The following is a 24,872-nucleotide window of genomic DNA, read 5'->3' on the forward strand; positions in this document are numbered from 1 at the left end:
TTAAAATATTTGCTCGACGCGAGTAAGTCGTAAAGAGGAAAGTCAAAAGTTAAAAAGCCGCAATAATGGCTTTAGGCTTTATGACCTTAAACTTTAGACTAAAAACCTTAAGGTGGTTATTGCGGCGGGGCTCACCTCTTCCCATCCCGAACAGAGAAGTTAAGCCCGCCTGCGCAGATGGTACTGCAGTCATGTGGGAGAGTATGTCGTCGCCTTTCTTTTGAAAACCCTATCCTAATCGGATGGGGTTTTCTGTTTTTATAGATTTTCGGAAATATTTTGAATGCATTTCCTGGCTCCAAACTTTATGGGCAAAACATAAGTTTTGAAAAAAATGTTATTTTACGAAATATTAAATTGTCATAAATAGAATTTTAATAGGGTATTACTTTAATAAAAGAAAAACAGCATTCTATAGTTGAAACTAAGAATTAATCTATTTTAGATTGATAACTTCTTTTACTATATAATCTTTTAGCATTTAACATAAAAAATGTTTAATATTGCGTTTTTCATACTTATCTGTTTAATTAAATGTCTGTTTATAGCAAATATGCTGATCATATTTTAGTGAATCTTCTTAGAGAGGATGATCAGTTGGCTTATACAGAAATATTTGAAAGATATTCCAGATTACTTGTTAATCACGCTTATAAGATACTTGGAAATCGTGATGAAGCAAATGATATTGTTCAAGAAGTACTTTTGTTAATCTGGACCAAACGTAATGAGATTACAATTACGACTTCTCTTTCTTCTTATTTATACAAAGCGACAAAAAATAGAATATTAAATCATATCGCGCATGATAAAGTAGTTTCACGTTATGCTGATTCTATTTCTAAGTTTATTGAAAATGATTATGTTTTTGCAGATTCAAAACTAAGAGAAAAAGAATTAGAACGAATTATAGAAAATGAAATCGCTTTACTTCCAGAAAAAATGCGTGAAGTTTTTCTTCTACGAAAAGTAGAAGAACTTTCATATGACGAAATTGCACTTCAATTAAATATTACTGATAAAACTGCAAAGCAACAAGTGTACAATTCTTTAAAAATTCTCCGCGAAAAACTTAAATCTTCAATGAATTTCTTTATTTGGTGAAATTTTTGAACTTTCTTTTGTAAAATTTTTGTTAGATAATTCATGTCTAACTTATTCATTATTAAATAGTAAATAACATTAAAAGAATTTTATTTAATAATTATTTAATGTTTTTTTAATTTTTTTCGATTCCGTCTATGACAAAAGTCATTTATAACTGTCTTATCTAAAACGGGACAAATTTTCGTATTGTAATTATGAATGAATCAGAAATCTTAATGTTACTGCAAAAATATCAAGAAGGTACCTTATCAGATACAGAGAAGGATAAACTCGATGCGTGGTATTTGCATAAAGCTTTAAATAGTAATATTCAACTTTCTGGTGATGAAATGGACGATAGCTACGAACATTTGAAATCTAAATTACCATTAAAGCAAAAGCAAAAAGTTATTAGTATTTGGCCAGGTGTAGCAGTTGCTGCTTCAATTGTGGTTTTATTGGGTTCGGGAATTTTTTATTTTACATCATCTAAACAACCAAGCCAAAATATTCAGGTTGTTGAAAAAGTAAAAGAAATTGCTCCTGGCGGAAATAGAGGAATTTTGACACTTTCTAATGGAAAGCAAATTATACTTTCAGATATAACTTCAAAAGATGTTATTGCAAAAGAAGGAGAAGAAGATGAAGTTACGATTAAAATGGATGAAAATGGAGTTATAACTTACGTAATAAACCCAAATAGTAATACTTCAAAAGAAGATGTCAATTCATTTAATACACTCTCAACTCCAACAGGCGGACAATATAATATTGTTTTAGCAGATGGAACCAAAGTTTTTCTTAATGCGGTTTCATCAATTAAATATCCAACTCAATTTAATGGCGATCAAAGAATTGTCGAGCTTGAAGGAGAAGCTTATTTTGAGGTTGCTAAAAATAAAAACAAACCTTTTTTAGTAAAATCGGATAACCAAATTATAGAAGTTTTAGGTACACATTTTAATGTACATGCTTATAATAACGAATCGGTTGTAAAAACAACCTTGTTGGAAGGAAGTGTCGCCGTTTCATACAAAAATCAAAAAACAGTTTTAAAACCAGGCCAGCAATCTAATGCATCAAATGGTTTTACTAAAATACTAGTAAAAGAAGTTGACACTGAAGAAGCTATTGCTTGGAAAAATGGTCGATTTAAATTTGATAATGCAGATTTAAAATCTGTCATGAAACAATTAGAGCGTTGGTACGGAATTAAAGTTGAATACCGAGGAGATGTTTCAGATGTTAGATTTAACGGAGGTACGTTTAGAAATAAAAATTTGTCTGAAGTATTAAAAGTACTTGAGCTTAGTAATATAAAATTTAAAGTTGAAGGAAAAACAGTTATTGTATATCCCTAAAATTAAATTTACCCGATTATGTTGAGTTTATAAACTAAAAAACCAGAGGCAGTTGCGATGCTTCTGGTTGTTATAAAAGTTTATAGCCAATATAAGTTGTCCACTATTGTTTAACTATAACCAATGTAAATGTATGAAATTAAATTTACAACCAAAAAAACCTTACAAAAAACTTAAAAAAAAGATCCCAAAAATTAATTTTTCGACAAATTTATGGTCGTTATGTTTGATGTTTATGTTATTGTGCAGTTTGTCAGGACAAGCTCAAAGCATTTCTATTAATTTTAAGGATGCGCCATTAGAAAAAGTTTTAAAAGAAATTTCTAAACAGGCCAATTACGAAGTTTTCTACACGCAAAAATTGCTGAAAGATTCTAAAAATGTAACTATTAGCGTAAAGAATTCATCTTTGAATGAAACTCTAAATCAAGTTTTTAGAAACCAAAACTTAAAATATACACTTACCAATCAGACTATTGTGGTAACTGCTTCAAATTCAAAAGAAGAAGAGCGGGGAAACGGATTAATCGATATACGCGGAAAAGTAGTAAATAATAGAAATGAGCCTTTTCCTGGTGTATCGGTAACTATTTGGGGGACAAACCGAATTGCTGTAACTGATTTTGATGGTAGTTTTTCTTTTGAAAAAGCTCCGTCAAATGGTATTCTAGATTGCTCGGGATTAACTATTGAAAAAAAATCGATTGCAATTAATGGACGCACAGATTTAACACTTATTGTTGAAGATAAAGTTGCAGCAATGAAAGAAGTTGTAGTTACTGGTTTTCAAACTATTGCAAGAAGTAATTTTACTGGTGCCATAACAAAAGTTGATGAAAAAACATTAAACGAAAACATAAACACCAATTTATCAAGTGCATTAGAAGGTCGTGTTGCAGGTTTGATGTTTCAAAAGAATCCAAGTGGTGCGGCGGCTGATAAACCTATATTGCGTGGTATGGGAACTTTTTCTAATCAAGTTGGATATAGTCCGCTTATAGTAATAGACGGATTGCCAAGTGAATTGACTTTAGACGAAATTAATCCATACGATATTGAAAGTGTAGATGTGTTGAAAGATGCCGCTGCAGCTTCTATTTACGGTTCAAGAGCAGCAAATGGAATTATCGTTTTAACTACTAAAAAAGGAAATGGTAAACTAAAAGTAACTATCAATTCTGATTTCTTCATCGCGGATAAACCCAATTTAAGAGATATGAATTATGCTTCTACAAGCGATTTAATCGATCTTGAACAGGCGGTTTACAATAGAGAAAGAGCAAGATTTGCTAATACTGCTACAATGTTTAGCGGTTACGGAGATATTGGGAATAGCAGTATGAAATATTACAGTCCGCTTTATCAGCTTAATAGAGATTTGGAGGAAGGTGTTATTAATAATGCTGATTATAATTCTACAATTGCTCAATGGAGAAAGAACGATTATATTAAGGATTATCGTGATAATGTATGGCAGAATGAATTAAGACAACGTTACAATATTGCATTCTCTGGAAGTACAAGTAGGCAAAATACTTACGTTTCGCTGAATTATGATGAATCAAAAAATCGCATTAAATACAATAACAGTCGTGCATTTAATCTTTATGCAAAAAGTAGTTTTCAATTTAATGATTGGTTAAATGCTACATTTGGAGTGAATGGAACGTACAGTAATGATGATGTTACAGATTCTAGTTATAGCAATTATGATATTCAAAAAAGATACGAGCGTATAACAGACGACAACGGAAATCTTGTAATATCTCCATTTGTTGGAATTAATGACGGGTTTACTTCTGGAAGTGTTATTAATCCATATGTAGCTAGAAAATTAGCTGGTTTAAGCGGATTTAAATCTACTCAATTTAATGTTTTAGACGCACTTCAAGAAGGTATTGAACAGCAAAATTCATTAAGCTTAAGAACTTTTGCTAACATAAAAGCTAAACTTTGGAGAGGTTTAAGTTTTAATACACAGTTTCAATACGAGGTAAGAAAAAACGATAATGAGCAATATTATGCTATTGACTCTTATAAAATGCGCATGGCTATTAATTCTCTAACAGGATATAATCCAACTACGAACGCGTATACTTATGTAGACGGATTTTCAACAGGAGGACGATACAAACAATTAAGCAGTCAAGCAAGTAATTATTCTTTTAGAAATCAATTAGATTTTAATCAAGATTTTGCTGATGGAAAGCATTCTATAAATGCATTAGCTGGTTTTGAAATGCGCGAAACCTTTGTTCCAAGAAGTATAGAGCAATTAAGATATGGTTACGATCCAGTTACGCTTAGTTCTGCAGTTCTAAATAATCTTGCGTTAAGCCAGACAGGAGTTGCTAGTTATATCTATGGAAATAACAGAACTTTGGCAGCTTTAGGAAGAACACAACAAGAAATTTTGCACCGTTACTTTTCAGTTTTCAGTACTGCTAGTTATACTTATTTGTCTAAATATAACGTAACCGGAAGTTATCGCGTTGATAGAGCAGATTTGTTTGGAGTTGATCCAAAATATAAAAACCGTCCATTATGGTCTACAGGTTTAGGTTGGAATATCAGCAATGAGGATTTCATGAAAGAAGTAAAATGGGTTAGCATGCTTAAATTAAGAGCAACTTATGGTATTAATGGAAATATCGATCAATCTACAACTCCATATATCACGGCTACAAGAAGAAACGATAATTTATATCAATCTTTACAATATACAAATATCACGGCTCAGCCTAATCCAATGTTGAGATGGGAAAAAACACAAACTACCAATTTAGGTGTAGATTATAGCTTGTTTCGTGCAAAGTTAAACGGTACTATTGATGTTTATCGCAAATACAGCAGCGACTTGTTGGCAACAACAGATTTAGATCCTACGGTTGGGGCATTGACAAGAAGAATTAATGCTGGAGCTTTGTTAAATAAAGGAATTGAATTTAGTTTAGGATCTGAATGGTATAATAATGGAAGTTTTCGTGTTGCTTCTAATTTAATATTTGCTTTTAACGAAACTACTGTTAAAAAAGTTACAAGAGCTCAATCTACAGCAAACTCATATGTGGCTTCGCCAGGAGATTATTTTATAGAAAATGAAGCTTATAATAGTTTGTATGCTTACAAATATGGCGGAATGGTAAATGGATATCCGTATGTATTAGATGAAAACGGAAATCCTTCAATCACTTTTGATGCTAATGGAAACCCAATTTCAACTACAATTAAATCTGTTACAAGTCCAGATGCTTTGGTTAATATGGGAACTTTATTGCCAACTTATACAGGTTCGCTTTCGCAACGATTTTCATACAAACAATTTGATTTGAATTTCTTATTTGTTTTTTCTGGAGGAAATGTAATGCGTAAAGAAACGTTAGATATGTCATCTGATTTGGTAAATCTTTCAGGAATTGCGGATCGTTACACTGATACAAATAGAAATGGCAATACACGTCTATATGTAGATTTTGACGAAAGCATTAGAAATTATGCAACTACAATAAGTAGTCAATGGAGAAATTCGAGTGCAAATGTTGTAGATGGAGATTACATTAAACTTAGAAATATTTCACTAGGTTATAATCTGCCAAAAACTTTTGCAAGCAAAATCAAAATGGCGTCGGCTAAATTTACTTTTCAGGTAAATAATCTTTGGTATTGGAGTGCTGCCGGAAATCATATTGATCCAGAAGTTTATACTGCAAATAGTGCAACACGTAATTTACCATCGCCAAAAACCTATTTATTTGGCTTTAATCTTACTCTTTAAAAAATGAAACATATATATATAACACTACTGTCGCTTATGATGTTAACCGTAACATCTTGCGAAGATTATACCGATGTTACACCAAAAGGAGCTCTAGTTATAGAAACTCCAGAACAATTTCTTGAATTGGTATCATTGCCAAATAGAGGTTATCCAATTAATAACTTTCAATATTTGTCTGATGATCAATGGATGAGAGAAGCCAACGTAATCGGAAGAACTCCAAACATTGACATCATTAATTTTACTTTTGATGAAAGTGTAGATCGCGTCTCGTTGTTGACAGGTTCAAGTTTTTACAATCAAGCTTATACCTATATCAACAGATGGAATACGATTATTTCTTTAGTTGACAATAGTAAAGGAGATGAAAGCATTAAACAATTAGCGAAAGCAGAAGCTAAAATTTTTAGAGCTTACGATCACTTTTTATTGATTAATACTTATGCTAAAGGTTACGATCCTCAAACCGCTGCTACAGATGGAGGTATTTGTATCATGGATAAATTTGATTTAGAAGCGCAACCTACAAAATCTACTGTAGCACAGGTTTACGATTTTATTCAAAAAGATATCGAAGATGCGTTACCATATATTAAAGAAAAACCAGTAGATGTTTATCATCCTTCTTTAGCATTTGCTTATGCTTTTAAAGCTAAAGTTCATTTGTTTAAACGTGAAATTGCTCAAGCACAAGCGGCGGCAGAAAAATCATTAACTTATAATAATCAAATATTTGATTTAGTGGCTTATAACGCTCAAGGCGGACCAACTGCTGTTGCTGTTCCTGCAGCAAATAATGTAGAAGTTTTGAGTTATATGTACATGACAGGTTATAATGAAATGAACTTTGCACAAAGCTACATCATCAGTCCAGAACTGAGAGCTTTATTCGGAACTAACGATGCTCGTTTTAATTTGTTTTTCAATTCTACAAGTACAACAAATTTAGATATAGGCTCGGGAACTGCTTATTGGGCAACGCAATACACAAGATTCTTTTATCCAACAGTTGGAATGAAAACGCCTGAAGTATATTTAATTCTAGCCGAATGTTATGCAAGAGATAATAAACTTGCAGAAGCAGTTGACGTTTTAAATAAATTAAGAGCAAAACGTATTGTATCAGGAACTGTAAATCTAACTGTTCCTGCAACAAGAAAAGAAACAATGCAACTCGTTATAAACGAGCGCAGAAAAGAATTGCTTTTAGGATTTAATCGATTTTTTGACTTAAAAAGATTAAATACTGAAACGGAATATGCTAAAACAGTTACGAGAGTATTTCCAATCGTAAATAAAACAGTTCCGCAAAAGACGTATACTTTACAGCCAAATTCTAGATTATACATTGTGCCGTTTCCATTAAGTGCATTAACAAAGAATCCAAAACTTACATTAAACACAGACGAGAAAGTTCCGTTTTAATTCCAATGAAAAAACTATTTATAATGCTAATCATGCTGGCTGTTGGTCAGCATGGTTTTGCTCAAACTCCAGAAAAAAAAGCCGATACTACAAGTACTCAGCCAAAAGGAATGTTGGCTTACAACAAAGTCATTACCGATAAAGCTAAAAACAAATCAGGTCTTTTTACAATTAGTCAGGTCGATACAAAGTATTATTTTCAAATTCCTGATACTTTATTTAATAGATATATGTTGGTGGTAACCCGATATTTATCTACGCCAGAAGGAATGGGAATTTTTGGTGGAGAAAAAGCAAACGAACAAACTATTTACTTTGAAAAAGGATCTAATAACACCGTTTATTTGAGATCGTTACAATACAAGCAAGATGTTCGTTCTTCAGATTCGATGCTCGCAAAAGCATTGGCAGGAAGTAACGAAAATCCGATTGTGGCAGCTTTTCCAATAAAAACAACTAATCCAGATACTGGTGAAGTTGTAATAGATGTAACCGAAGCTTTCAAAAAAGATAATGCAATGTTTTCTATCGGAAGTACAGAGAAAACAGAAAAAAAATTAAGTTCACTTGCTGATGATAAATCTTTTGTTGAAAGTATAGATACCTACCCAATTAATATTGAAGTTAAAACAACAAAGACTTACACAAGTTCTACGGCAAGTAGCGGAAGTGTTACATTGAGATTAAACACTTCAATTGTATTGCTTCCGAAAACGCCAATGCGTAAACGTTTTTTTGATGAGAGAGTAGGTTATTTTGCGAATAAATATGTTTTGTTTGATGACGATGAGCAGCGTGCGCAGAAAAAATTCATTGTGCAGCGTTACCGTTTAGAGCCTAAAGACAAAGACATTAAAAAATATCTAAGAGGCGAATTGGTTGAACCAAAAAAGCAAATTGTTTATTACATCGATCCTGCAACGCCAAAAAAATGGAGACCATATTTAATTGCTGGAATTAACGATTGGCAGAAAGCTTTTGAAGCTGCTGGTTTTAAAAATGCAATTGTTGGTAAAGAATGGCCAGAAGATGATAAAACAATGAGTTTAGAAGATGCAAGATATTCTGTAGTAAGATATTTAGCTTCTGAAACACCAAATGCTTATGGCCCAAGAATAAGTGATCCGAGAAGTGGAGAAATTATGGAAAGCCACGTTGGCTGGTATCATAATGTGATGAAATTGGTACAAAGATGGTATATGATTCAAGCGGGGCCTTTAGATCCGAGAGCTAGAAAAATGCATTTAGATGATGAATTAATGGGACAATTAATTCGTTTTGTTTCTTCGCATGAAATTGGACATACAATTGGTTTGCGCCACAACATGGGAGCGAGCAGTGCAACGCCTGTAGAAAAACTTCGTGATAAAAAATGGGTTGAAGCAAACGGACACACCGTTTCTATTATGGATTATGCTCGTTTTAATTATGTAGCACAACCAGAAGATAATATTAGTTCAAAAGGAATTTACCCACGTATTGGGAGCTACGATAAATGGGCAGTTCAATGGGGTTACAAATATTATCCAAATGCTAAAGATGAGTTTGAAGAAGAAAAAACGTTAGCAAAATTAACAACAGATAGTTTAACTGCAAATCCGAAATTATGGTTTGGAGGTGAAGGAAAAGACGAAGATCCGAGAAGCCAATCAGAAGATCTTGGTGATGATTCAGTAAAGGCAAGCGATTACGGAATTAAAAACCTAAAACGCGTAGTTCCAAATCTGGTTCAATGGACGTATCAGCCAAACGATGCTTATGACAATTTAGCCGATATGCATAAAGCAGTTGTATTACAATACAGCCGCTATTTATATCATGTACTAAAAAATATTGGTAATAATTATGTAACCAAAAGAACAGTTGACGAAAAAGGCACAGTTTATCAGCCAATTCCAAAAGCAAAAGTAAAAGCAGCGATTGATTATGTTGGCAGACAATTGTTTATCGCACCTTTATGGATGTATCCAACAGAAATTGAACAGCTTATTCCGTTAAAAACGGCAGACCAAATAGCAGATCAGCAGAATCAGGTTTTAAATATGCTTTTAAGTTCTGGAATGCTTTACAATATCAGTGTAAAATCAATTCAGTTTGAAGGTGCTTATACAGTTCCAGAATTTTTAAATGATTTACAGCAAACGGTTTGGGTAAAATTCAGCGGAGATGAAAAGCAAGATTTTTATAGAAGAAGTTTGCAACGTAGTTATGTTGAAAAACTTGGAATGCTGTTGTTACCAAAAGAGTTAGAACCAGGTAAAGCAGCAAATACAGCACAACGTAGTGATGTGAATTTGTATGGGAAACAGCATCTTTTAAAATTAAAAGAGGATGTTACAAAGCTTATGAATGGAACTACAGGATTAAGCAAAGATCATTACGAAAGTATTCTGATAGACATCGAAAAAATTATTACAAAATTAGATAAACCTACATCATGAAAAAATTAGTAGTTCTAGCATTTCTTTTCTTAAGTGGATTTGCTCAAGCTCAATTAACATCAAAAGAAGAAGTAACTCCTGAATTGGTAGAAAAGAGAGAAGCACAGAAAAAAGAAATCACAAAAAATTACTTGGCTCTAAAAAATAGTTTTTTAGTTTCAGATAGTCTTGCCGTTGCTAAAAATGCAGAAGCATTGAAAAACTCGTTAAAGAATTTCAGATTTAAAAAATTAAGTCTTGAAAAAATGAACGAAGCAACAACATCAAGAAAAGAAATTATTGAATTAGCAGATCAGCTTATCGCGAATAAAAATATCAATAAACAGCGTAAAGTTTTTGAAACGCTTTCTGTGAAATATTGGGAACAAGCATCAAAATTTAAAGCTGCAGACGCAATGCTATATTTACAGATTTGCCCAATGACAGGCGCAGTTTGGACAAGTGATAGCAAAGAAATTAAAAACCCATATTATCCAAAAAATATGCTGACTTGTGGTGAAGTAAAAGCAAGTTTATAAAAGTTAGAATTTGAATTAGTTTGATAAATACGGTATTCTGAAAAGGAGCCGTATTTGTCATTTCTAATTGATTTTGATTAATTCGTTAATTATTAATCACAAAAAAGCTGTCTATTATTTTAGACAGCTTTTTTATTTAAATTATAGTTGTAACCGTAATCACTATTTTTTAATTAATTTATTTTAACCAAATGATCTTCAATAGATTTTCTGTGTGATTCATATTGAGCTGGAAGTTTCAAGTTTTTACCCAATTCTTCCAAGCTTTCATCTACTGTAAATCCGGGATTATCAGTTGCAATTTCGAACAAAACTCCGCCTGGTTCTCTAAAATATAGAGAATGGAAATATTGTCTGTCGATTTGTGGTGTAATTGACAATCCGTATTCTTCGATTTTTTCACGGAAGTGCATTAAAATTTCATCATTTTTGACACGGAAAGCCACGTGGTGAACAGTTCCGTTTGCGTTTAAACCGCGTTTTTCATCACTTAATTCCACCAAATCTACAATTGCGGCATTTTCTACAGCATCTGTTGCATAACGATAACGGTTTACGTCTTGATCGATTAATTTATAACCAAATATTTCAGTTAAAATCGCAGCAGTTGGTTTAATATCATTTAAAGTCAAAGTAATGTTATGAAAACCTTTTGTTGCAACATCAGCTTTTACTTCGTCAGTTTCCCAAGCTTTTCTGTTGTCTTCTGTTTTAGATTCGATTAACTCTAATTTTAATCCGTCTGGATCTAAGAAAGTCAAGTATTTTTCACCGAATTTTTCAGAAGGTTTATTGTAAATTACATTGTATTTCTCAAAACGTTTTTGCCAGAAATCCAAGCTTCCTTTTGGTACAGAATAGCCAATTTCAGTTGCCATTCCAGAACCTTTTCTTCCTTGCTGAATTCCTTCTCCCCAAGGGAAAAATGTCAAAATAGTTCCTGCGCTTCCAACTTCGTCACCAAAGTAAAAATGGTAAGTTCCTGGATCATCAAAATTTACTGTTTTTTTGATAAATCTTAATCCTAATATGTTTGAGTAAAAGTTGAAGTTTCGTTTTGCGTCACCTGCAATTGCAGTAATATGGTGTAAGCCTAAAATTTTATTTTCCATGGTGTTTTTTATATTAAATTGTTATTTGATTTTTCTTTTACAAATTTACGTCTGTTATGGTTCTGCGTCGATTAACCTAGATTAAGAAATAAAAAGCGGTTAATTTTTTGGCGTGTAATTATATAACCAAAGAATATTTTTTTTAGTTTAATGTGTTGTATATTAATGGATTTTGGATAAAAAATATTTTCCGATTACACGATATACTGTAATTTTACGAAACGATTATTTCATATTTAGAAATTCGATAGTGATTTAATAATGACAACTATTAAATTGAATTTGGAATATGAAAGAAGTATTGAAGAATTAAAAAAAATATAGTTTTAATACATAGAATCTTTAACTATAAATATTCTATGTATTAAAATTATAATTTGATAAATATTGATTTTCGAAGTTTAGGCTCAATATTTTTTGTTTTGTGTCCTTTTCCTGTGGTATCTTCTACCAAAAGAATTGAACCAGTATTAAAGGTTCTTTTTTCTCCCAACGAAGTTTCGATTTCGACTCCGCCTTCTAGGAGAACAATATACTGGCGATCGGGCGCATTGTGAAAATCGTAATCATAAGAAGGACTCACTTCTCTAAAAACGATAGATTTTACAGCTTCATCATCAGATAAAAAACCGATATCTCCATTGTTTTTTAACGGAACTTCAAAGTCTTCAAAATGACTTTCTCCGTTTTCATCGCTGTAAACTCGCGTTATCGTAATCATTATTTTTTATTGAAAACCAAAGCGTTTGCACAATTAACTTCGTCTTGGCTAATTGTATGTCCCATATTCGGATAGATTTTTTTAGTAACATCTGCACCCATTTTTGTCATAAGCGTTTCAGTATCATTTACTCTTTCTACAGGAACATGAAAATCTGGATCGCTGGTTCCGATAAAAACAGGTGTATTTTCAAAATTTCCTGAATAATGATTTTCATAAATCTTGTCGCCAATTAATCCGCCTGTAAAAGCTACGATTCCACCATATTTAGCAACATTTCTTGTTGTAAATTCTAAAGCAAGACAAGCGCCTTGAGAAAATCCTAAGAAATAGATGTTTTCCTTTTCGATTCCGTTTTGCTGAATTGCGACCACAACTTGATGAATAGCTTCAAGCGACTTTGAAAACGAAGGCTCATTTTCGTTTAGAGGCGCTAAAAACGAATACGGATACCAAGTTCTGTTTTCTGCCTGAGGCGCCACTAAAGCAAAATCTTCCACTTTAAGATGTTTTGCAATCGACAGAATATCATGCGCTCCGGCACCACGACCGTGAATCATAATTAATGCTTTTTTTGCTTCATTTAGAGGAACACCGTCTGTTATTATTTCTGTATTCATAATAGATTTTTTTTAATGTATAAAGTTTTTTTTTCTCAGATTTCACACAATCTTGTCATTTCGACGAAGGAGAAATCTCCACAAGAAGCTCGACAAAGATTGCAGAAATTCGGTATCAGAAAAAACTACTTTTTCCAAATATCTTCATATTCATCTGGATGCCTTTTAAATTGAGCATGAACATAAGGACAAAGCGGTAAAACTTTTAAATTATTAGCGCGTACATACGATACCATTTCTTCCAAAAGTTTTTTGGCGTAGCCTTTTCCTTCGGCTTCTGGTTCAACTCCAGTGTGATAAACCGTAAGCAAATCAGGTTTAAGGCTTACAGTCATTTCGCCTAATTTTTTGCCATCAACATAAAGATTAAAAGCACCATGCTGTTTTTCGTCTAATTCTAATTTTATTGTTTCCATATATTTATTTTCGGTATTTGTAAAAATTGTGGGCTTAAGCAACTATTAAAGTTATGATTTTTTTTCTTGTGAGAAGAGATCAAACTGCCCGAAAAGAAACCTTTGCAGGCAGTTATGATTAATTATTTTATGAAATCTAAAATATCCTTATTAATTGTTTCAGCTTCTGTAGTCGGCATTCCGTGTGGAAATCCTGGATAAGAAATTAATTTGCTGTTTTTAAGCAATTTTGCAGCTCTAGGTGCTTGTGCATAAGGTACAATTTGGTCGTCTTCTCCGTGTAAAACCAAAACTGGAATGTCTAAACTTTTCAGATCTTCTGTAAAATCTGATTCCGAAAAGGCTTTAATTCCTTCATAATGAGATAAAACAGAACCCATCATTCCTTGACGCCACCAATTGTGTTTAATACCTTCTTGAACAGTTTGTCCTTCGCGATTCCATCCGTAAAAAGGAATAGGAAAATCATAAAAATATTGCGCTCTATTAAATCCAGTTCCTTGTCTAATTTCATCAAAAACAGATAATGGCACACCTTCAGGATTAGATTCATTTTGAATCATAATTGGTGTTACAGCACTAATAATAACTGCTTTTGCAACACGACCTTTTCCGTATTTTGCTGCGTAACGAATTACTTCTCCGCCACCAGTTGAGTGTCCTACATGAATTGCATCTTTTAAATCTAATGCTTCAGTTAGTTCGGCAATATCAGATGCGTAAGTTTCCATATTATTTCCTTCAGAGGCTTGACCAGAACGACCGTGTCCGCGGCGATCGTGTGCAATAACTCTGTAACCTTTTTTTAGGAAAAACATCATTTGTGCGTCCCAATCATCGCTTGATAAAGGCCATCCGTGATGAAAAACAATTGGTTGTCCATTTCCCCAATCTTTGTAATAAATTTCTGTTCCGTCTTTTACTGTAAATGTGCTCATGATTTTTTAGTTTTTAGATTAATATTATTTTATTATTTCAATTAAAATTGATAATTAAGTTTAAGATTTAAACTTTTCTATTGTTTTAATTATTGTTTTGTTATTAGTATGATGCAAATGTATATTAGAATGAAATCTTGATCGATTAATCTAGATTAAGAAGTAAAAAATGTTCTTAATTTTTGACTTAATCAAATGGATTTGTCTTGCGTGTTTTCATTTTAGGTATTCAAATTTGTTTTTTAATCCTAAATAAAAGCCAATTAATATGCCTTTATTTAAATGTCTTTGTTTTTAGGTAATTGTTTGATTTTAAGCCTTTTTAAATTTACGATATTTCGTTGTTTTAGGAGATATTCGTTGCATTTTATCTGAATAACAACAAATTATAATAAAATATTTTTTGTGCTGCGTAATTTCGACTTATCTATTCTCCTTTTTGGCTACATGCTAAAGTTTAAATAAGGACAATTTTGCAGTGTACAATTAAATACTGCAATTATGAGAAAGACAATTTTTATTACAGGCGCTTCATCAGGTTTAGGAAAAGCAACAGCAAAATTATTTCAAGAGAAAGGTTGGAATGTCATTGCTACCATGCGCAAACCTGAAAACGAAACAGAATTAACGAGTTTAGAAAATATAAAAGTTATTGCGCTAGACGTTACAAATTCATCTCAGATAAAGGAAATCATAAATCAAGTTTTAGCAACAGAAAATGTTGATGTTGTTTTGAATAATGCAGGTTATGGATTAATAGGTCCTTTAGAATCTTTTAGCGAAGAACAAATTGAGAATCAGCTTCAAACGAATCTTTTTGGAGTAATCAATGTTTCAAGGGCTTTCGTGCCTTATTTTAGAGAAAGACAAAGCGGAATATTTATTAATATCACTTCAACATTTGGTTTATTAGGTTATCCAACTTGTTCAATTTATAACGCTTCAAAGTTTGCCGTTGACGGATTTTCAGAAGGTTTAGCTTATGAATTAGCACAATTTGGAATCAAAGTAAAAGTCGTAGCTCCTGGCGGAATGCAGACTGATTTTGCAGGTAGATCTTTGCAAGGCGGTTTACATCAAGCATATCAAGGTTTAATTGCGAAAGTCAGCGAAGGTTACAGCGAAGAACAACTGGCAAATTATACTAAAGCAGAAACCGTTGCTGAAATTATTTATGACGCAGCAACAGATGATAAAGCTCAATTGCGATATATAGCTGGAAATGATGCTAATGAGTTATATAACGAGCGTTTGTCTATAACGCCAGAAAATCAATTTCAAAAAATGCTTCCTCAATTTTTAATGTAAATCAAAATACATTCTAAGCATTATAAATGATTAAATTTGTTAGCAATGAAAAAACAACCCGTTATATTCAATTCCTTATCTCAATTGCACAAAGCAATGGGACTTCCAGCGCCACTTCATCCGCTTATTAGTATTATAAACTACGGGGAAGCCGAATTTGATCCAGCCGATTTGGAAGGCGGAATTATTCTCAATTTTTATAAAATCTCTTTTAAAACCAAATTTTCTGGAAAACTAAAATACGGTCAGGGATTTTATGATTTTGAAGAAGGCGGAATGTCTTTTGTTGCGCCGGGACAATTATTACGTATGCAGGAAGAAGAAGCCAATTATGACGGAATGTCTTTACACATTCATCCTGATTTACTTCGTTCTTATGCTTTAGATTCACAAATAAAACAATATGGTTTTTTTAGTTATTCTGCCGCAGAAGCACTTTATCTTTCTGAAAAAGAAAAGACAACAATCTTAAGCATTTATCAGTTTATTCAATACGAATTGAACGAACGAATTGATAAATTCAGTCAAGATGTAATTATTTCGCAAATAGAATTATTGCTCAATTATGCCAATCGTTTTTACGATCGTCAGTTTATTACGCGAAAAGCGGTAAATAATGATCTTCTTTCTAAGTTAGAAAATCAATTAGAAATTTATTTTAGAGAAAATAAAGCTGCAATGAAAGGTTTGCCTTCAGTAAATATTATTGCAGAAAGTTTGAATGTGACACCTCGCTATCTCAGCGATTTGCTTCGAAATCTGATTGGATTAAATACACAACAATTTATTCACGAAAAAGTAATAGAAAAAGCAAAAGAATATCTAGCAAAAGATGAAATGACAACAGCAGAAATTGCGTTTCATTTAGGTTTTGAACATCCGCAGTCTTTTAATAAACTTTTTAAAAGCAAAACCAATCTATCTCCTTCAGATTACAAAAAAAGCCTATTGAACTAGGTTAATTATTTTAAAGAAAATGCAATGAACATAAATAATTTTATTAACGATTGGCTTCTTGCCAGTAATAACTTTGATACCGAAAAGTATCTTGAGTTTTATGAGTCCGAAGCCATATTAGACGATCCTTCTGTTGGAAGACAATTTATTGGTCACAAAGGAATTAAAGATTATTTTGAAAGCTATTTTATTGGTTTTAATACCAATACAAAATTGGTAAATTTGACTATAACTGACGAAGAAAACGTTCATCTTGAAGTCGAATTTACAGGAGAATTTTCAGAAGGGAAATTGAGAGGAATCTTTGATTTAAAATTTAAAAACGAAAAAATAATCTTCGCGAAAGCAGATTTAATTCATTAAAAAAAAAATTATGAGCACAACATTTGACGAGATTATTGAGCGTTCTCTGGAAATCAGAAAAAAATATCACGAACTAGAATTGCATCATCACGGCAGTAAATGGTCTGTAGAAGAAGATGCTTTGGCTTATCTTACTGACGCCGGATTAATTGGCAGAAATGTAATGTCACAACAAGAACGCTGGCCAAAACTAGATTCTGAATCTGAATTGAAACATAAATTGGGCGAAAATATTTGGTGGCTAATTGTAATTGCAGAAAGATCTGGAATTGATATTAAAAAAGCTATGAATAGTTTTTTAGAAAAAACAGAAACACTTTTAGAATAAAAAAAAATGCTGTCTATTAAAGCAGCATTTTTTCATTTGGAAAGATTAATCAATCTTGTAACCATCATCGCTAAAAGTATCAGGATCGCGATCATTTTCATCGTAACGTTCCACTAGATCGTCATCCATATCATTTTCATCTAAATCTTCGACCTCATCATATAAATCGCTTTCTGGCGTATTTTGTTCAAAATCAAAATCATCTTCATTATTTTTATCCGTGGCATTCAAAAAATCATTTTCGGTTAATTGATTTTCTTCAAAAAGAAATCTTTCATCAAAAGGATCTTTATATTGTTCTGAAAAATTTTGATTTTCATCTTCGTAATTGGTGTATCTGTCAGTTGTCATAATGCATTTCTTTTAATTAATAAATCTGAAAAACTTATATGCTTAAAATTAAAAATTAGCTTTCGAGTTATTTTATACGATTCTCATTTTCAGTTGCTAAATTTTCATTAAAAGCTAAAATCGAGGTTTCAGAATGTTTTACTATTCATAAGCAATCTGATATCTTTATCTTTGCATTTTTATATAAATAACAAATGACAATACAAGATTTAGTTGGAAGTTATGCTATTTCTGGAAGCAATCAGGATGAAAGTAACGAGATAACGTACAAAGGAGTTTTGACTTTAACTTTAGATCAGAATAATAGAATAAAAGCAGATTGGGTTATAAATAATTCGCAACAGCAAAAAGGAAATGGTTTTTTTAAAGATAATATCCTTGTGATTAATTTCAGATATAAAGGAGATGATCATAAAACCTATAAAGGTGTTGCCGTTTACAGATGTATCAATAAAGATATTCTAGACGGATTTTGGTCTGAAAAACATGGAAATCCGCTTTATTTGGGAAGTGAATATTGTTTAAGAATGGAAACTACTGAAAGATTGAATTAAAAAATATTAATTAAAAACTGCGTAAAGTTCTAATTGACTTTACGCAGTTTTTTTATTTTAAAAATTTAAAAAATTAGCTTGTTTGAGTTGCAAGCGCTTTAGTTTTTTTATCATAAATAATAATGAAACTAATCCAAATGGCTAATAAAACCAGAATTATAATAAGTTCTGTTTCGTGAACTCCTTTTACAAAGAAATTATTTAAAGAGTGAACTCCCGCAACAGCCAATAACGAACCTGTTTTGATGTATACTTTTCCAATTCCCCACGCCCCAAAAAAGATAATTCCTAAGAAAAGCATGTTGCTAGAAGTCATTTCTAAGTTAAGATGCCACGCAAACCAAAGGATGGCAATAATTGCTGTAGAGTAGAAAGTAGGAAGCGATTTTAATTGGTTTTGTAAAAATCCACGCCAGCCAATTTCTTCCAACAAACCATAAACTACAATAGTAAACATCAATAAAATTGGAAATTTACCAAGCGTAAAATAATAAACGCTAGAAATTAAAACCACAGGAAGTATCCAATAAATCGCAAACGGAATAAGAACAGTTTTATAAATTCCTTTTAAAGAAAGCGGATTATTTAGTGCAAATAATTTTATAGCAACAAGAGCACCAATTGCTGGACCAACGCCACGAAGTAAGATTCTTAAATATTCACTTTCTACTCCCGCCAATAAATTGGTTTTTACAGCAGCATATCTGCAGATAATTGCAATTACGTAATAAACTATAATAGCTCCAAAGTTGATTTTATTTTTCATCGGTTATTTTGTTTGATTTAGTGAAGCAAACTTAGCGAGCCAAAATGAAAATAAAATTGACTTTGGGTAAGAAATCATTTTTCCATAACTCTTTTTCGAATTCGGCTTAAACTTTCTGCCGTTAATCCGAGATAAGAAGCGATGATTTTAAGTGGAGTTCTTTGAAAAATTTCAGGACGACCTTCTATAAGTTTTAAGTAACGTTCTTGCGGAGAAAGCGTTAAAAGATTAATCTGTTCTTGTTGTTTGCGAACATAAAGCATTTCAGAAATGGCTTTTCCAATTCGCAAACCTGTTTCCGATCTTTGATACAATTCGGTTAAATCCTGATGAAAAATAGACCAAAGCGTAATATCTTCTAAGGCTTCTGTTTTAATAACAGATGGCTGCTGATTTAGAAAAGACATATAATCGCTTATAAAACTTTTTTCATACAATAAATTAATGCAAATATCTCTTTTTCCGTCCCAAACAAATAATCCAGCAGATCCTTTTATAACGATGTTTAGGTATTTTTCGACACCATTATAATCTTTAATAATTTCAGATTTTTGAAATTCACGTACTTTAATTTTTTCCGAAAATCCTTTCCAGATATTCATATCGGCAGAAAAATAGATTTCGAAAATTCTTTTTACATCTTCTGGAGAAGGACTTTGTGGCATTTTTTTGGCGTATCAGTTAAAAGACCAAATTAAGTTTTTTCTGTAAAAATAAAAATAACTGTGTTACCTAGTTACTTTATTTTTTTAAACACATAGAAACATAGATTTTCTTTCTTGGAAAAGGTGATGGAAAGAAACTAGTTTCTCACACATAGCGATGTGCCTACTTTTGGATCAACTTTGTCAAAGTTCAAAACTTTGACAAAGTTAGACACTCACAAAACTATGTTTGTTAATGCAAGTGAAACGCCTTTTAACGCAAAGAAAAATCTATGTTTCTATGTGTTTAAATAATTAAATTAATGCGTTTAATATTAAAACTTACTTCAAACAAGGCAATTGTAAAACATTAGCATTCAAAGGCTGTTCAATCTTTCTTTCTAACTTTTCGCTATTTACAGTGATGTAAATTTCCATAGAACCCGTTCCAACTTTAAGTCCTAAAATATGTCCGCCGTAAGCATCAAATTTACCATCGGTTGCAACGCCGTGCATGTGTATTGAAGGTTTGTCGCCACTCCAGGCAATAGATCCCGTAATGCTTCCCATTTCTACTTTATTGAAAGTTTTGGGGTGAAATTTCTTTTCTCCAAAATCATAAAAACCAAAAGTAGCATCTTGTGCAAAACCAATTCCTGTAAAGTTTGCAGACGGAATATTTTGTTCTTTGGCGAGATTTTCGATTAATTCTAAAACATTATCGCCTTCGCGAAGAACCATCAGATAACCATAATTTGTTTTGGTATAACGGCATTTTTCTTTATCATTTTGTTGCGCATTAGCTAAATTAAAAGTGAGCAAAAGGAATAAAATGAGGGTTTTATGGATTTGAATTTTCATAATTATTTGAATTAAAATTGTAATCAATCTGTTGAATTTATTGCAAGAAAAGATTTTAAACACATAGAAACATAGTTTTTTAAATCGTTAACGAGCTTTGTCAAAGTTTTGAATCAAGAGTGTAAGGTTTTTAAATTTGCACAAAGTAAGCACAATCTTTGTCATTTCGACGAAGGAGAAATCTCCGCAAGGAACTCCGCAACGAAAGTCCAGTCTTTGTCGAGCTTCTCGTGAAGATTTCTCCTTCGTCGAAATGACAAAAAGTGCGTAAATCTACACTATGTGTTTAAATTTTATCGCTTTAAATAAAACATTAAACTACAGAATTAGGCTGTAACTCATTATTATATTTTTCAGGATCAGAAGCTGCGTATTCGTTTTCTGGTTCTGGAATAACATGAATTTTAGAATCGCTAATCGAAATTACGGCAGAACAAACATAAATTCCAATTTTTCCTTCGTTGTATTTAAAATCAAGTAAAGTCAGTTTTACTATTTCATTAATCGAAAGTTCGTAATAATTTCCGTAGCGGATAATTTTAAAAGAAATCTGTTTTTCTTCGCCAATTTCAAACTGATTGGTTTGAATATTTTCGAAAATAAAATTATTCTTGACATCTTTTTCATTAAATCCCCACGCTCTAAACTGAACAAAGCCGTTCATAAAATCAATCGAAATATAATATCCAGTTCCTTCTTTATCGCATTCTATTACAAAACCGGTTTTTCCCATTCCTTCAACAGAAAGCGTTCCTTCCCAAACAAAATCGCTTGAAGGCTTTTCGAAACCATAAATTTCGTAACCGCTTCTACAGCCAAAACGCCATTTATTTTCATTTTCTAAAATAAATTCAGCTGTAGGATTCCCGAGAATAGGCAAGGGAAGTGGCAAATCTTTTTGAAGAATGGTTTTTTGATAGAGTTTTTCCCAATAATAATAACTTTTTAAAAGAAGTCTGCCGCTTTTATCAGTTTCCAGTTCTTTTGGCGGCGGAATAACGCGATGTGTATTTACATTTCCATCAGCAAAATAAAAATTATAGAGCAGAAAATGTTTTCCGTCTTTTACTACTCTTGCGGCATAATTTCCCTGCGGCAGTAAAACATTATTATGAAAAGCCGAATATTCGCCTTTAAATTCAGAAGAAGACCAATATCGGACTTTAATATCCTCGCGAATCGAACCCAATAAATAATGCGATCCTTTGATTTCAAAAACACACGGACATTCAACATCATCATACACATACGGAATATGTAGCGGTTTTTGCAAAACATAACCTTCTTTTTCTCTTTTTGCAACACCAATACAACCTCTTCGGTAAGTTGGTCCAGAAGCACTTCGGGCGCAGATTAGCAGATAATCTTCATTTTTATATTGGTATTTAAATGGATCTCTAAAACTAATCCATTCTCTTGGATTATTGTTTTTTCCTTCATAATGAGGTGCTTCACTTTTAAACGGAAGTCCGTATAAGTTTTCTTTTTTCCAATTAATTAAATCGGTAGAAATCGCTCTTCCCACTTTCTGTTCAATTCCTTTATCCTGACGTTTAAGTCCGGTGTAATACATTTCATAACCTTCTCCTTCCGATTTTTTGCTAATATGCATGGTCCATAACATATCATCATCCCATTCTCCGGGATCGCCAACAAATAAGGCATTTTTAACCCTTTTCCACGAAAGACCATCTTTTGAAACTGCATGCGCAATATAATCGTGATTTGGAATAATTAAATGAAATAAATGATGAACTCCTTTTTCATCAATAAATACATCAACATCCCCGATTTCCCAATTGCTAAATCCTGAACCTGAATACATTTTATTGCTTATTTAATCTGTTACTATTTTTTTAATTTTTTAAACACATAGAAACATAAGTTTTTCTTTGCGTTGAAAAGGCGTTTCAATTGCATTAACAAACATAGTTTTGTGAACGTTAAGCTTTGTCAAAGTTCAAAACTTTGACAAAGTTTAAATACAGCTATGTGTGAGAAACTAGTTTCTTTCAATTACCTTTTATAATAAAGAAAAATCTATGTTTCTATGTGTTTAAATTTTTTATTTAATAACTTTATAATGTTTTAAGCCTTCTAAAATTCCTTCTGATGCTGAAGTTGCGGCAACATAAATACTTTTTGTGGTTTCGTACGCGGCTAATTCGGCGCTTCTGTTTCCAACAATAATCCCTTTTACAGGACCTCTAAACATATCAACATCATTTCCTGAATCTCCAGCAGCAATTACATTAGAAAGCGGAATAGACCATTTTCGGCATAAAAATTTAATCGCATTTCCTTTTGAAGCTCTTTTTGGAATAAAATCCAGAAACTGCCCGTGACTCGGAATAATATTCACTTTATACCAGCCCGTTCCTAAAACGCGAATTAATTCCTCATGATCGTAATGTTCTTTTTCATAATAATAGGAGATTTTATATGGATTTTGAGCTTCTTCTTCCTGCAATTTTATCCATTTAATGGCCTTTAATCGATTAACGATATCCTCTCTTTTCCATCTCCCAGAAAGAAATTTTGCCCAGCCTTTATCTAAAATATAATCTTTTCCGTTGGTGTAATAAATTTCGGTTCCGACAGAGCAAATAATAAAATCGGGAAGAGGAAATTCTTCTTCATCAATTACTTGTTTTACAAGTTCAAGATTTCGTCCAGAAGCCATTGCAAAAGCCATTTTATCGGTACGATTGGTTAAATGCGATTTTAATTCTTGTAAACCAGGATTAGAAAGTTTCGGTTCAATTAAAGTTCCGTCAATATCAGAAACTAACAAATGATCGATTTTTCTTTTTAAACGGTCAATGTTGATGTTTGGATAATGCTGTTTTTTAATTCCAGCAGAAGAAACCGATAAATTCTCATTTATTAAGTCAACATATTGATTGACGTGACTTACCCAACTGTAATGTTTTTGAATATTAATCGCGCCATTATTCGAATAATATTTCCATTGATTTTCATCTGTCAAAATATTGCGAAGCGCTTTTTTAATCTGATTTTCTTCTTGTGGATTTACCAATTCTCCATTTTGACAAACGGGAATAATTTCTGAAGGTCCGCCATTTTTTGTCACCACAACTGGAAGTCCAGAACTTGCAGATTCTATAACGGTCAAGCCGAAGTTTTCATGCAAAGCCAAATTCACAAAAACACCTCTTTTTTCTGCGGCATAACGATAAATAATCGAAACCTCATTTTCGACATCATGTTTTTTCGGAATAGCCATTTTTCCGTACAAATCGTATTTATCCATAAGCAGAAGCAAATCGGTTAAAACGTTTTTTTCAGATTCTGGCATTTTGGTAATATCTTTTCGAATTCCGGCAAAAATGACAAGATTGGCAAGACTTTGAAGTTCTTTATCTTTTCCGTAAACTTCGATTAAAGTGTTGAGGTTTTTATGGCGATCAGGTCTAGAAAGTGCCAGAATAATAGGTTTGTGCGGATTGGTAAGAAATTTAGAAATACTTTCTTGAACCCAATATTTTCGTTGTATTTCTTCCATGTTTTTCTCAGAATCATTTTCTTGAAAATAATAAGGAACAAATTTTCGGGTATCTATTCCAGGAGAAATCGCGTGGTATTTTCCTAATTCGAAATTTTTATACGCCTTGTAAGTTTCGATTTCTTGTTCGGTAGAAGTGACAATAAATTCAGCGAGTTCAAGTGTCCTTTCTTCGGCGGCAATTCGGGTTTCAAATTTGAATTTTTTTTCTATTTCTTCTTCGTTTTCACCGCCTTCGAGTAATTTTTTCTTTTTATAAAATCCCAATGAGTGTCCAGTATGTGCAAAAGGAATATTTAAAACGGCTGACAATTCGGCTGCGGCATAACCAGCGTCTGCATAATGAGAATGAATCCAATCTGGGAAAATGTTGTGTTGTTTAATGTGCTGCATCGCGCCATTCACGAAAGTGTCCAAACCTTCCCAAAGCTGTTCTTTTGCTTTGTATTTTTTACCCAGAAAAGGAATTCGCCTAATGTCTAATTTATCATTGATAATTTCTACAGGAACAGCATATTCTGGAGAAAGAGCGGGATCGTCTATCAATCTGGTAAAAAGATGCACGTGTTCTACATCTTCATGTTGAGATAAAAATTCGGCTAATTCGTAAATGTATTTGGTTTGACCTCCGTTGTCGGCATCTCGTCCAATTTCAAGACCAGAACCTTTTAGAAGTCCGTGTATATTGATAAGAGAAATTCGTAATTTTTTCATCATTCTTCATTAAATATTTTCAAAACGCAAGTTACAGCGCCTCTCTCGATCTAGAAGAAATAATTACGTTTTAAATTTACATAG

Annotated in this window: 22 protein-coding genes and 1 rRNA gene; 12 read left to right on the forward strand and 11 right to left on the reverse strand. The window is 32.3% G+C overall.

The window, feature by feature from the left end; translation table 11 throughout:
• Positions 1-108: 108 nt before the first annotated feature.
• The 7 genes from rrf (at position 109) to NYQ10_RS09495 (ending at position 10,609) form a co-directional block, all read left to right on the forward strand.
• Positions 109-218: ribosomal RNA gene (rrf, locus tag NYQ10_RS09465) — 5S ribosomal RNA — on the forward strand.
• A gap of 316 nt (positions 219-534) precedes the next feature.
• On the forward strand, positions 535-1,104 hold the full coding sequence (locus tag NYQ10_RS09470; RefSeq protein WP_289880273.1) for an RNA polymerase sigma factor: 570 nt from the start codon (positions 535-537) through the stop codon (positions 1,102-1,104).
• A 197-nt stretch (positions 1,105-1,301) separates the two neighbouring features.
• Positions 1,302-2,447: a FecR family protein gene (locus NYQ10_RS09475; protein WP_289880275.1), complete on the forward strand. Its 1,146-nt coding sequence runs from the start codon at positions 1,302-1,304 to the stop codon at positions 2,445-2,447.
• A gap of 133 nt (positions 2,448-2,580) precedes the next feature.
• Positions 2,581-6,222 carry a SusC/RagA family TonB-linked outer membrane protein gene (locus NYQ10_RS09480; protein ID WP_289880277.1) on the forward strand — a complete coding sequence of 1,214 codons (3,642 nt, stop codon included), beginning with the start codon at positions 2,581-2,583 and terminating at the stop codon, positions 6,220-6,222.
• A gap of 3 nt (positions 6,223-6,225) precedes the next feature.
• Positions 6,226-7,650, forward strand: coding sequence for a RagB/SusD family nutrient uptake outer membrane protein (locus NYQ10_RS09485; protein WP_289880280.1), 1,425 nt, complete (start codon positions 6,226-6,228; stop codon positions 7,648-7,650).
• 5 nt (positions 7,651-7,655) lie between these two features.
• Entirely contained in the window at positions 7,656-10,091 is a 2,436-nt protein-coding gene (locus NYQ10_RS09490; protein ID WP_289880282.1) for a zinc-dependent metalloprotease, read from the forward strand.
• The gene (locus tag NYQ10_RS09495; protein ID WP_289880283.1) at positions 10,088-10,609 is read left to right on the forward strand and encodes a DUF3347 domain-containing protein; all 522 of its coding nucleotides are present in this window, start codon (positions 10,088-10,090) and stop codon (positions 10,607-10,609) included. Before NYQ10_RS09490 ends, NYQ10_RS09495 begins: the two co-directional genes overlap by 4 nt.
• 173 nt (positions 10,610-10,782) lie before the next feature.
• Here the strand turns inward: NYQ10_RS09495 and NYQ10_RS09500 are convergent, their stop codons facing one another.
• The 5 genes from NYQ10_RS09500 to NYQ10_RS09520 all read right to left on the reverse strand — a co-directional run bounded on the left by NYQ10_RS09500 (position 10,783) and on the right by NYQ10_RS09520 (position 14,416).
• Entirely contained in the window at positions 10,783-11,721 is a 939-nt protein-coding gene (locus NYQ10_RS09500; protein WP_289880286.1) for a ring-cleaving dioxygenase, read from the reverse strand.
• A gap of 370 nt (positions 11,722-12,091) precedes the next feature.
• Positions 12,092-12,442, reverse strand: a complete 351-nt coding sequence (locus NYQ10_RS09505; protein WP_289880288.1) for a hypothetical protein — start codon at positions 12,440-12,442, stop codon at positions 12,092-12,094.
• Positions 12,442-13,062, reverse strand: coding sequence for an alpha/beta hydrolase (locus NYQ10_RS09510; protein ID WP_289880290.1), 621 nt, complete (start codon positions 13,060-13,062; stop codon positions 12,442-12,444). The genes NYQ10_RS09505 and NYQ10_RS09510 overlap by 1 nt, the downstream gene beginning before the upstream one ends.
• Positions 13,063-13,187: 125 nt before the next feature.
• On the reverse strand, positions 13,188-13,478 hold the full coding sequence (locus tag NYQ10_RS09515; RefSeq protein ID WP_276174907.1) for a GNAT family N-acetyltransferase: 291 nt from the start codon (positions 13,476-13,478) through the stop codon (positions 13,188-13,190).
• A gap of 122 nt (positions 13,479-13,600) precedes the next feature.
• Positions 13,601-14,416: an alpha/beta fold hydrolase gene (locus NYQ10_RS09520; RefSeq protein ID WP_289880292.1), complete on the reverse strand. Its 816-nt coding sequence runs from the start codon at positions 14,414-14,416 to the stop codon at positions 13,601-13,603.
• A 501-nt stretch (positions 14,417-14,917) separates the two neighbouring features.
• On the opposite strand from NYQ10_RS09520, the gene NYQ10_RS09525 reads away from it, so the two are divergent.
• The 4 genes from NYQ10_RS09525 to NYQ10_RS09540 are packed head-to-tail and all read left to right on the forward strand — an operon-like array spanning position 14,918 to position 17,372.
• A complete protein-coding gene (locus tag NYQ10_RS09525; RefSeq protein ID WP_289880293.1) occupies positions 14,918-15,724 on the forward strand; it encodes an SDR family oxidoreductase in 807 nt (268 codons plus the stop codon).
• Between the two features lie 45 nt (positions 15,725-15,769).
• Positions 15,770-16,681, forward strand: a complete 912-nt coding sequence (locus NYQ10_RS09530) for a helix-turn-helix domain-containing protein (protein ID WP_289880294.1) — start codon at positions 15,770-15,772, stop codon at positions 16,679-16,681.
• 24 nt (positions 16,682-16,705) lie between these two features.
• Positions 16,706-17,044 (forward strand): nuclear transport factor 2 family protein, encoded by a 339-nt coding sequence (locus NYQ10_RS09535; RefSeq protein ID WP_289880297.1) that lies wholly within the window; start codon positions 16,706-16,708, stop codon positions 17,042-17,044.
• Positions 17,045-17,054: 10 nt separating this feature from the next.
• On the forward strand, positions 17,055-17,372 hold the full coding sequence (locus NYQ10_RS09540) for a MazG-like protein (protein WP_289880299.1): 318 nt from the start codon (positions 17,055-17,057) through the stop codon (positions 17,370-17,372).
• Positions 17,373-17,417: 45 nt separating this feature from the next.
• Here NYQ10_RS09540 and NYQ10_RS09545 read toward each other — a convergent pair whose 3' ends face one another.
• The gene (locus NYQ10_RS09545; RefSeq protein ID WP_289880301.1) at positions 17,418-17,723 is read right to left on the reverse strand and encodes a hypothetical protein; all 306 of its coding nucleotides are present in this window, start codon (positions 17,721-17,723) and stop codon (positions 17,418-17,420) included.
• 194 nt (positions 17,724-17,917) lie between these two features.
• On the opposite strand from NYQ10_RS09545, the gene NYQ10_RS09550 reads away from it, so the two are divergent.
• Positions 17,918-18,277 (forward strand): hypothetical protein, encoded by a 360-nt coding sequence (locus tag NYQ10_RS09550; RefSeq protein WP_289880303.1) that lies wholly within the window; start codon positions 17,918-17,920, stop codon positions 18,275-18,277.
• Positions 18,278-18,350: 73 nt separating this feature from the next.
• Here NYQ10_RS09550 and NYQ10_RS09555 read toward each other — a convergent pair whose 3' ends face one another.
• From NYQ10_RS09555 to NYQ10_RS09575, 5 genes are all read right to left on the reverse strand, one after another.
• Positions 18,351-19,043, reverse strand: a complete 693-nt coding sequence (locus NYQ10_RS09555; protein ID WP_289880305.1) for a CPBP family intramembrane glutamic endopeptidase — start codon at positions 19,041-19,043, stop codon at positions 18,351-18,353.
• 74 nt (positions 19,044-19,117) lie between these two features.
• On the reverse strand, positions 19,118-19,708 hold the full coding sequence (locus tag NYQ10_RS09560; protein ID WP_289880306.1) for a Crp/Fnr family transcriptional regulator: 591 nt from the start codon (positions 19,706-19,708) through the stop codon (positions 19,118-19,120).
• A 321-nt stretch (positions 19,709-20,029) separates the two neighbouring features.
• On the reverse strand, positions 20,030-20,548 hold the full coding sequence (locus tag NYQ10_RS09565) for a PPC domain-containing DNA-binding protein (protein ID WP_289880309.1): 519 nt from the start codon (positions 20,546-20,548) through the stop codon (positions 20,030-20,032).
• Between the two features lie 313 nt (positions 20,549-20,861).
• Entirely contained in the window at positions 20,862-22,373 is a 1,512-nt protein-coding gene (locus NYQ10_RS09570) for a glycosyl hydrolase family 32 (protein ID WP_289880310.1), read from the reverse strand.
• 240 nt (positions 22,374-22,613) lie between these two features.
• Positions 22,614-24,791: an HAD-IIB family hydrolase gene (locus NYQ10_RS09575; protein ID WP_289880311.1), complete on the reverse strand. Its 2,178-nt coding sequence runs from the start codon at positions 24,789-24,791 to the stop codon at positions 22,614-22,616.
• Positions 24,792-24,872: the final 81 nt, after the last annotated feature.

This window comes from Flavobacterium johnsoniae (assembly GCF_030388325.1).
GTDB classification, from domain to species: Bacteria; Bacteroidota; Bacteroidia; order Flavobacteriales; family Flavobacteriaceae; genus Flavobacterium; species Flavobacterium johnsoniae_C.